The following is a 10,147-nucleotide window of genomic DNA, read 5'->3' on the forward strand; positions in this document are numbered from 1 at the left end:
CTGCAGGTCGTACTCGTAGATCTCGGTGACGTCCAGGATGGCGATGGGAACGTCGAGGTACTCCAGCACCACGCTGGCTCCCTCGCGGACGCCCAGCCTCTCGATGTCGTCGGCGGACAGGTCGAACACGATCGGGATGCTCCACAGCGTCCCGTCCGGCAGCGCCAACTTGTCCAGCGTGGTGTCGACCTCCTGTCGGCCCATGAAACCGGTCAGCGGCGTGAAGAACCCGTAGGACAGGCTGATGACCTCGTGCGCGGTCGCCTTGGAGATGGGCACCCGCGCCAGGCCCTGAAACCGGGCGACCGCCCCTTCGGTGGACACCCGCTCCACGATCGGCTTGCCGTTGTGACCCGTATAGCTCATTCGCTGACCCTCGCTTCGCAGTCCGACACTCTCCTCGAGAACGTCTTCGCCGCCGGTGCCGATTCCTAAACCCCGAGAGTCCCATCCTGGCTGCGGGCGAGCGCCGGGATGACGCCGACCTGCTCGAGGTGCGCGATCACCTCCTCGGCCAGCGTGTCCGCGTCCTTGGCACCGCCCTCGAGGCGCAATTCCGGTTGCGCCGGAGCCTCGTACGGGTCGTCGATGCCGGTGAATCCCTTGATCTCGCCGGCCCGGGCCTTCTTGTAGAGCCCTTTGGGATCGCGCTTCTCGCAGATCTCGATGGGGGTATCGACGAAGATCTCCTGGAAGTCGCCTTCGAGCAGCGTTTCGCGTACCGCATCACGGTCGCGCCGGTAGGGACTGATGAATGCCGTCAAGGCGATGACACCGGCCTCGCAGAACAACTTCGAAACCGCACCGATGCGCCGGATGTTCTCCTCACGGTCTTCGGCGGAGAAGCCCAGGCCGAACCTCTTGGCGAATGCCACGCCGTGGCGCGGCTCGAGGGTGTCCGGGCCGGCGTTGAGCCCGTAGCGGACGTTGTCCCCGTCCAGGAGATAGCTCCGGATGCCCCGCTCGTACAGTTTCTGCTCGACGGTGTTGGCCACCGTGCTTTTGCCACTGCCGCTGAGCCCGGTGAACCAGAGGACGCAGCCTCGGTGCCCGTTGAGCCTTTCCCGACTGTCGCGGCTGATGTGGTGTTCGTGCCAAGTGATGTTGTTCGACATTTTCGGCTCCTCAACATCGATCTCGTAGAAGTCCGCCCACGACCTTCACCAGATCGCCCACCAATAAAACCGGGTTGCGAGCGGTCGGTTACTTAAGTGGGGCAATTTACCGGAGTTTTCGGGTTCGCCGCCACCACGGCGGGGCGGCGTTCGGCCGGCTCCGGGCGCCGTGGTTTGAGCGCCGACTCGCGGGCGGGCGCGGACGCGCCCCCGGCCCGGGCACCGATGGTTACGACCGCGGTGAGCCGAATGCCCTAAACTTCGCCGTCGTCCCCCGACTCGCCGGAGTCGACCGCTTTCGCGGGATCCTCGATGACCTGATACGTCGGGTCGACCATCGAGATGGGCCGGCTGCCCGTCTGCCGCGCCTTCCCAGTGATCCGCAGCAGCTGGCCGGGCTGAATGTCGGCGCCGCCGTGGCCGGGACGGAAGGTGATCGTCATTTCCCCGCTGTTGTCCCCGACGACGACCTGTCGGGAGGTCCGCCCGCGGTCGGTGACGTCCTCGACCTGATTGACCCGTCCCTCGACGGTGGCCCGCTGGCCCGAAATCAGGCCGGCGACCAGAATGACCGACGCCGGCCGCTCGGGGTGTTCGTAGGAGTCCACCTTCTGGTCCTCGCCCCGCGACACCCACGCTTCGAGCTTGTCGATCTCCTGCGCGATCCGCTGCTCGAACGTGTCGGGGTAGGCCTCCCTGATGCGCGATTCGACGTCGTAGGGCACGATCGTCGCCGCCGCATCGGGAATCATGCTCACCGCGCGGGAGATCTTGTCCGCGGTGCGATCATGCAACACGCGGCCCAACAGCCGCGCAAATGTGCGACGCGGCAGCAACACGGTGACATTGGTGTGCGGTTGTTCGTCGCGGGCCTTGGCCACCAGAAGCTGCGCGGCCCGGCTGATCCGCCGGTCCGGGCAGTCGATCACGCGCAGCGGGGTGTCCAGATCGAAGTGATCCCAACGCTTCCGCAGTTGTGCGGCGTGGGCCGGGTCGACCATGAAGTGCACCGCGGTCAGCTCGTCGGCGCGCAATCCCCTGCCGTAGCGCAGCGCTTCGATCACCGCGAGGTCGACGGAGTCGACGAGAACGAACACCCGGTGCCGCGCGTACTTCACCAACTCCGGGCGGTCGGTGCGGAACATCTCGAGAATCGCTGCCTCCGCGCGGTATTCGCGGTTGAGCCGCATCAGCATGAACACCAGCAGCGGGAAGACCACGACCACCAGCCACGCACCCTCGGTGAATTTGGCCACCGCGAAGATGCCCACCACGATGGTGGACAAGACCGCCGCGGACAGGTTGATGGCCAGCCGGCGGCGCCATCCCGGTTCGCGATGCGTCAGGTGGTGTTTGGTCATCCCGTAGCCGGCCATCGAGAACCCCGTGAACACACCGATCGCGTAGAACGGGACCAGTGCGTTGACCGAGCCGCCGGTCACCGCCAGCAGCAGCACCGACAACGCCGTCAGGGTGATGATGCCGTTCGAAAAGACCAGGCGATGACCGCGTTTGGTGAGTTGGCGCGGCAGGAACCGGTCCTCGGCGACGAAGCTGGCCAGCGCGGGGAATCCGTTGAAACTGGTGTTCGCACCGGTGAACAGGATGGCGGCGGTTGCCGCCTGAACCAGGATGTAGAACACGTCGCCGATCACGCCGTTGCCGAAGACGGCACGGCCGATCTGCGACAGCACCGACGGATACTCGGTCAGGTACGGCGTGGCGTGGGTGACGTGCGCCAGATACGCCACGCCGGCCAGCAGCAGGCCGAGGATGGTGGCCATCGCGGTGAGCACGCGGCGGGCGTTGCGGCCCTGAGGCTTTCGGAAGTAGTCGACGGTGTTGGAGATGGCTTCGACGCCCGTCAGCGACGAACCTCCGTTGGCGAACGCGCGGAGCAGCACCAGGATCGTTGCGCCCAGCACCAACCCGTTGCCCTGATGAACCGGCACGGTTCCGGACATGTGCGCGGGATCGTAGGTCGGGAGGTTCCCCGCGATTGCGCGAACCACACCGACCACGATGGTCAGGCCGACCATCACGATGAAGGAGTAGGTGGCCACCGCGAACGGCAGGCCCGCCTCCTTCAAACCGCGCAGGTTTGCGTAGCAGATCGCAAGCACCACGCCGACGGTGAGTTCGAGGCTGTACGGGCCCAGCGCGGGGACCGCCGACACCACCGCGACCGTCCCGGCCGCCGACTGCACGGCAACGGTGACGACGTAGTCGATCAGTAGCGCGGCGGCGGCGATTTGGGCGACCCGGGGCCCGAAGTTGTCGCGCGCGACGATGTAGGAGCCGCCCGCCCGGGTGTAGGCCATCACCACCTGCCGGTACGACGCGGCCACCAGCACCAGGATCAGCAGGATGACACCGGTGATGGGAAGCAGCAGCAGGAACGCGGCCAGCCCGGCGTGCGGCAGCAGCTCGATCAGGATCTGCTCCGGGCCATAGGCGACCGATGACACCGCATCCGGCGAAAGCGCGCCCAGCGCAACCCCATTCGACAACTTCTCGGAGGCGATGTCCTCGGTGATCAGCGGCTTGCCCAGAAAAACACGCTTGACGATGTCGCCGAGCGAAAGGGGAATGCGCAGCTTGCCGGCCGAAGTGGCCACAACCACCGTCCTTACCGTGAGCGGTCGAACAACCTCCGATGCATTGTGCACGTTGGCCGCCGTCTCGGTGGGAGCCGGGCGGCGCCGGCTAGGCGAGTCGCTGCACCGCGGCGGCGATCCGCTCGTCGGTGGCCGTCAACGCGACGCGCACGTGCTGTGCGCCGCGCGGGCCGTAGAAGTGTCCGGGCGCCACCAGGATGCCGCGCCCCGCCAGCCAGCCGACGCTGTCGGCGCACGACTCGCCGCGCGTGGCCCACAGGTACAGGCCGGCTTCGGAGTGGTCGACGGCGAATCCGGCCGCCCGCAGCGCCGGCAGCAACGCCGCGCGCCGCCGTTCGTACCGCTCCCGCTGCGCCCGCTCGTGGGCGTCGTCGTCCAGGGCCGCGACCATGGCCGCCTGCACCGGTGTGGGCACCATCATCCCGGCGTGTTTGCGGACGGCCAGCAGCTCGGCCACCAGGTCGGGGTCACCGGCGACGAATCCGGCCCGGTAACCGGCCAGCGACGAGCTCTTGGACAGCGAGTGGATCGCGAGCAGCCCGCTGTGGTCGCCGTCGCACACGGACGGATGCAGGATCGACAGCGGTTTGGCCTCCCAGCCCAGGCCCAGGTAACACTCGTCGGAGGCCACCACAGCGCCCCGCCCGCGCGCCCAGCCGACCACTTTGCGCAGGTGGTCGACGCCCAGCACGCGGCCGGTCGGGTTGCTCGGGGAGTTCAGGTAGACCAGCGCCGGCGACTGGGGGCCCAGCTGGGTCAGCGAGTCCGCGCGCAGCACCGGCGCCCCGGCGAGCCGGGCCCCGACGTCGTAGGTCGGATACGCCAGCTCGGGCACCACGATCACGTCCGCCGGTCCCAGACCCAGCAGCGTCGGCAACCAGGCGATCAGCTCCTTGCTGCCGATCACCGGCAGGACGGCGGCCTCGCTCAACCCGGTGATGCCGAAGCGGCGGGCCAACGCGGCGACAGCCGCCTCCCGCAGTCGCGGGGTGCCGGCGGTGGCGGGGTATCCGGACGCGGAACCGGCGGCGGCGAGCGCCTCTTGGATCACCGGCGCGACGGGGTCGACCGGGGTTCCGACGGACAGGTCGACGATCCCGTCGGGGTGGGAGCCGGCAAGCGCCTTCGCGTCGGCCAGCGTGTCCCACGGGAACTCCGGCAGGGACGCCGACACTCGCCCGCGTGCGGCGCGCGGCCTCACCCCGGGCTTATCCAGCACCGGCCCGCTCAGTCGCCCTCACCCTGCGGCGGCAAATCCTTGACCACCTGGGGGTCATTCTCGGTCAGGCCGACCTTGGCGGCGCCGCCCGGCGACCCCAGCTCGGTGAAGAAGTCGGCGTTGATCTGGGTGTACTGGCTCCACTGCTCGGGCACGTCGTCTTCGTAGTAGATCGCTTCGACGGGGCAGACCGGCTCGCACGCCCCGCAGTCGACGCACTCGTCGGGGTGGATGAACAGCATCCGCGCGCCCTCGTAGATGCAATCGACCGGGCACTCCTCGATACATGCCTTGTCTTTGATGTCGACACAGGGCTCGGCGATCGTGTAGGTCACAGACGTCTCCTCCATGTACTAATTCGTGTGGGCTGCTCTTCGGCTCGCGCCCGGTGCTTCCGGCCGCTCCAGACAAAGCTTTCGGTTACTGATACTAGACGTTGCACATACACGTCAACCACTTGGCACGCCAGTTAAACCGCCGATTTAAGACCGTCAGTCTCGGAGCCCGCGACCGGGGCCCGTTTCGCCAAGGGCGAACATCGGCCGGGGGCCGTCGACCTGCGCATAGTCGCAGCCCAGCGGGGTTGTGCGATAACCGTTGAGATGGAGGCACGGTCGTGGCGCCTGGTAACCTCGACCGGAAGACGGCAACCGATGGGTGAGATGTCGTCGCCTTTATAGCGGTGCATTAACGGGGAAGGTGTCCACACATGAGGCTGTCGTTGACCAAATTGACCGTCGCGATCGGTAGCGCGGCGGTGGCGTTGACCGCCGGCGCCGGGATCGCATCCGCGGACCCGACGGACGCGATCATCAACACCACCTGCAACTACGGACAGGTGATCGCGGCCCTCAACGCCACCGATCCGGCGGCCGCCGCTCAGCTGAACAACTCGCCCATGGCGCAGTCCTACATCCGCAGCTTCCTGGCCTCGCCGCCGCCGAAGCGCCAGCAGATGGCCCAGCAGATCCAGGCGATGCCGTCGGCGCAGAAGTACTACGACGACATCAACCAGGTCGCGGTCACCTGCAACAACTTCTGAACCCCCGGGTTCAGTAACCGCTGAGCAGGCCGCGCACGCACGAGCGCCACTCCGGAGCCGGTCGTCGGCGCTCTGTCGGTTCACCGGTCGTCGGCGCTCTGTCGGTTCACGGCGTCGAGATACCCGCCTCGTCTGGGCGCTACGCGGCCCGCGGGGCGTAGGTGGTGGTGCGTTGACGCGCCGGGCGCCCGATCCCTTCGGCGATCTCGGTCAGCTCCTCGACCGTCTTGGCCGACCCGTGTTCCGAACCGGCCATCCGCGAGATGGTCTCCTCCATCAGCGTGCCGCCCAGATCGTTGGCGCCGCCGTTGAGCATCACCTGGGTGCGCTCGACGCCGAGCTTCACCCAACTGGTCTGAATCTGGGAGATTCGGCCGTGCAACATGATTCGCGCCAAGGCGTGCACGGCGCGGTTGTCGCGGTGGGTGGGTCCCGGACGCGCCGCGCCCGCCAGGTACAACGGCGAGCTCTGGTGCACGAAGGGCAGCGGCACGAACTCGGTGAACCCGCCGGTGCGGTCCTGGATGCCGCGCAGCACGTTGAGGTGGGCGACCCAGTGCCGCGGGCTGTCGACGTGCCCGTACATCATCGTCGACGACGACCGCAGGCCCACCTCGTGCGCGGTGGTCACGATGTCGATCCACTCCGAGGTCGGCAGCTTGCCCTTGGTCAGCACCCAGCGCACCTCGTCGTCCAGGATCTCGGCGGCCGTGCCCGGGATGGTGTCCAGCCCGGCCTCGCGCAAGCTGATCAGCCACTCGCGCACGCTGAGCCCGCTCTTGGTGACGCCGTTGGCGATCTCCATGGGCGAGAAGGCATGTACGTGCATCGACGGCACCCGCGCCTTGACGGCGCGGACCAGGTCGGCGTAGCCGGTGACCGGTAACTCCGGGTCGATCCCGCCCTGCATGCACACCTCGGTGGCGCCCTCGACGTGCGCCGCCCAGGCGCGGTCGGCGACCTCGTCGGTGGACAACGAATAGGCGTCGGCGTCGCCCTTGCGCTGCGCGAAGGCGCAGAACCGGCAGCCGGTGTAGCAGATGTTGGTGAAGTTGATGTTGCGGTTCACCACGAACGTCACGTCGTCGCCCACCGCGTCGCGGCGCAGCGAATTAGCCAGGGCGGCAACGGCTTCCAGCGCCGGTCCGTCGGCCGTGGCCAGCGCCAGGTACTCGCTGTCGCTGCAGCCTGCGGGATCGCGCTCCGCAGCCCGCAGCGCGGCAAGCACATCGGTGTCGATCCGCTCGGGGGCGCGTGCGGCCAGTTCGTCCACCTGCGCGCGGATCGATTCCCAGTCGCCGAAGGCGCTGTCCAGATCGCTGCGGGCCTCGGTGGCGCGGCCCTCGGTGTCGATGGCGGCGTTGAGGTCGACGCGACCCGCGGACGCGACGTCGTCGGGCTCCTGCCAGGGCAGCCCCACCGGATTGACGTCGCGGGCCAGACCGGTCGCCGGGTCGGCGAGCGCCAGCACGTGCCCGCGCACCCGCGGGTCGATCCACGCGGCCCCCGCCTGGACGTACTTGGGCTGGGCCGTAAGCCGCTGAACCAGTTCGTATCCGGCCTGGGCGGTGATGTCGGCGAGGTCGTCGAGTGCGGGCCACGGCCGCTCGGGGTTGACGTGATCGGGCGTGAGCGGTGAGACGCCGCCCCAGTCATCGACCCCGGCGCCGACCAGCGCCAGGCACTCGTCGGGAGACACCAGGTTGGGCGGTGCCTGGATGCGCATGCCGGGGCCGAGCACCAGCCGGGTGACCGCCACCGTCGCGAGGTAGTCGTCGATGACCGCGTCGGGCACGTCGGCCATCGCGGTGTGCTCCTTGGCCCGGAAATTCTGCACGATCACTTCCTGAACGTGCCCGAACTCCTTGTGCGACTTGCGGATCGCGTGCAGGGTCTCGGCCCGTTCGGTCAGCGTCTCGCCGATGCCGACCAGCAGGCCGGTCGTGAACGGGATGGACAACCGGCCGGCGTCGGTCAGCGTGCGCAGCCGGACGGCGGGGTCCTTGTCCGGGCTGCCGTAATGCGCAAGCCCTTTCGTCTCGAACAGCCGTCGCGAGGTGGTCTCGAGCATCATGCCCATCGACGGCGCCACCGGCTTGAGCCGCGCCATCTCCGACCAACTCATCACGCCGGGGTTCAGGTGTGGCAGCAGCCCGGTTTCTTCCAGCACCCGGATCGCCATGGCCCGCACGTAGGACAACGTGGAGTCATAACCCCGTTCGCCGAGCCACTGCACCGCCTCCGGCCACCGATCCTCGGGACGGTCACCGAGGGTGAAAAGCGCTTCCTTACAACCAAGTTCGGCCCCGCAGCGGGCGACGTCGAGGATCTCGTCGGGCTCGAGATACATGCCCGCACCCTGGGCGCGCAGCCTGCCAGGGACCGTGACGAACGTGCAGTAGTGACACGTGTCGCGGCACAGGTGGGTGACGGGGATGAACACCTTGCGCGAATACGTGATCGGCAATCCGCCGCCGGGGCCGCGCCGGCCGGCCGACGCCAGCCCCGCATCGCGCACCCGCGCCGCGCTGGCGCACAGGTCCGCGAGGTCGTCACCCCGGGCGGTCATCGCGACGGCCGCCTCGTCGACGTTGAGCGCGACGCCGTCTCGGGCGCGGCGCAACACCCGCCGCAGCGCGGATGCGCTCGTCTTTGGCGGAACCACAGGATTTGGAAGAGCGGTACGCTCCTCGCCCGGAGTCAGCGGCACCTTCGTGTAACTTCCCCACGATCGAATTTCATCCGCGTGTCCCAACATGTGAAATTTTCTCTTTCAGGCCCGTGCGGGCCCCCTCTGCGCAACAGTCAACAGTAGCGTCAGCCCCACACCGGCAAGCGGGGACATCCCTGCCCGCGACCCGCACGAACGTCAACCCCGGTGGCCGCGCCGCCACAGCACCCAGAACGGGGGCGCCGCCCCCAACACGATCAGCAGCAACGCCCCATAGGCCAGTACGCCGCTGCCACCCAGGATGACGTCGTCTGCCGGGCCGCCCATGCTGATCACCGCCACCGTGAGCAGCCACGTCCACAGCGGCAGCGCGGCCAGCCGCGACGACGTGGTCCACCGCCCGGCCGCCCAGACCAGGGCGGCGTTGACCAGTCCCGAAATCAGTGCGCTGATGGGGAACGGGATCGACCCGAGGTAGGAAGGCAGCAGCAGGGCCCCGGCCAGTGCGGAGAGGACCCCGTCGACGGCCAGCAGCGCCAGGACAACGAAACGGATCGCGGGGTCTGTCGCGCCGACGTCTTCGACACCTACGGCGCGCGGCTTCGTTTCGGTCAGGTCGGAACGCTGTCGAGGTTGGAGAGTAACGAGCCGATCACCCACTGCAGGCTGTCGAGCCGGTCCTGCCAATGCTGCTGATTAGGGTCCAGGTCGGGGTCCATGCGAAATCCTTCCGTGGCTGCCTGATTCGCAAGCCTACCGCGTGACGACCGCACCCAAATCAAGCCCGGCAAGCAGGTCCGTCTCCCAGCCGCGCTCATCGCGCTCCCCCGCCGTGCCGGCCGCCAGCACGTAGTGTTCGTCCGCCAGGATCGGCAGCGCCATGTTGTTCGACAGGGCGCAGGCCCGGCCGGTCGGTCCGACGACGACCTGGGTGGCGTGCGCGGCCAGCGCCGCCCTCTTCGCCGCCCACGCCGCAACGGCGGGCTCGACGACGGCGTCGATGTCGGCGTCGGCGTACCCGAAGCCGAAGTCCTCCTCCGGGGGGATCGTCCACTCGGGCCGCAGATCCTCGGGGTCCAGCGCACGTATGCCCGCCAGAAAGGCGCGGGTGGCGAACACCGACCAGTAGAACTTCGGCACGGTCCACGGCTCGCCGGGGAAGCCGTCGGAGGCCGCGGCGGCCACGGCGCGCGCGGTGACCGTATGGGTGTGGACGTGATCGGGGTGGCCGTAACCGCCGCCCGGGTCGTAGGTCACCACGACGTGCGGCCGGTGCCCGCGGATGATGTCGACCAGCGCGCCGACCGCCTCCCGCTCGTCGGCGTCGACGAACCGCTGGCGCCGCCGTCCTGGCGTGCCCGGCATGCCCGAATCGCGCCATCGCCCGGCGCCGCCCAGGTAGTGGGGTTCGCCGACGCCGAGCTCGCGCAGCGCGGCGGTGAGCTCGCCGATCCGGTAGCCTCCCAACTGATCCGCGCGATC

8 protein-coding genes and 1 pseudogene are annotated in these 10,147 nt (G+C 68.6%); 1 reads left to right on the forward strand and 8 read right to left on the reverse strand.

The features are described from left to right. The 5 genes and pseudogenes from A5695_RS07350 to fdxA all read right to left on the reverse strand — a co-directional run. Positions 1 to 366 (reverse strand): annotated as a pseudogene (locus A5695_RS07350) (sulfate adenylyltransferase); the annotation flags it as partial. 65 nt (positions 367 to 431) lie between these two features. After that, the gene (cysC, locus tag A5695_RS07355; protein WP_068079532.1) at positions 432 to 1,115 is read right to left on the reverse strand and encodes an adenylyl-sulfate kinase; all 684 of its coding nucleotides are present in this window, start codon (positions 1,113 to 1,115) and stop codon (positions 432 to 434) included. A gap of 254 nt (positions 1,116 to 1,369) precedes the next feature. Beyond that, positions 1,370 to 3,733 (reverse strand): APC family permease, encoded by a 2,364-nt coding sequence (locus A5695_RS07360; protein WP_068079534.1) that lies wholly within the window; start codon positions 3,731 to 3,733, stop codon positions 1,370 to 1,372. 88 nt (positions 3,734 to 3,821) lie between these two features. Beyond that, entirely contained in the window at positions 3,822 to 4,907 is a 1,086-nt protein-coding gene (dapC, locus tag A5695_RS07365) for a succinyldiaminopimelate transaminase (protein WP_068079537.1), read from the reverse strand. A 53-nt stretch (positions 4,908 to 4,960) separates the two neighbouring features. Next, entirely contained in the window at positions 4,961 to 5,287 is a 327-nt protein-coding gene (fdxA, locus tag A5695_RS07370) for a ferredoxin (RefSeq protein ID WP_068079545.1), read from the reverse strand. Between the two features lie 374 nt (positions 5,288 to 5,661). On the opposite strand from fdxA, the gene A5695_RS07375 reads away from it, so the two are divergent. Continuing rightward, entirely contained in the window at positions 5,662 to 5,994 is a 333-nt protein-coding gene (locus tag A5695_RS07375) for a hemophore-related protein (protein ID WP_068079539.1), read from the forward strand. 139 nt (positions 5,995 to 6,133) lie between these two features. On the opposite strand, the gene A5695_RS07380 is transcribed toward A5695_RS07375, so the two are convergent. From A5695_RS07380 to mshB, 3 genes are all read right to left on the reverse strand, one after another. Beyond that, complete coding sequence (locus A5695_RS07380) at positions 6,134 to 8,752, reverse strand: bifunctional FO biosynthesis protein CofGH (RefSeq protein WP_082945892.1); 2,619 nt, start codon at positions 8,750 to 8,752, stop codon at positions 6,134 to 6,136. A 111-nt stretch (positions 8,753 to 8,863) separates the two neighbouring features. Then, complete coding sequence (locus A5695_RS07385) at positions 8,864 to 9,325, reverse strand: hypothetical protein (RefSeq protein WP_068079543.1); 462 nt, start codon at positions 9,323 to 9,325, stop codon at positions 8,864 to 8,866. Between the two features lie 93 nt (positions 9,326 to 9,418). Continuing rightward, positions 9,419 to 10,147: N-acetyl-1-D-myo-inositol-2-amino-2-deoxy-alpha-D-glucopyranoside deacetylase (gene mshB, locus A5695_RS07390; protein ID WP_068079547.1), on the reverse strand; the 729-nt coding region annotated here is incomplete at its 5' end.

It is taken from the genome of Mycobacterium sp. E1747 (genome assembly GCF_001667775.1).
Taxonomy (GTDB): domain Bacteria; phylum Actinomycetota; class Actinomycetes; order Mycobacteriales; family Mycobacteriaceae; genus Mycobacterium.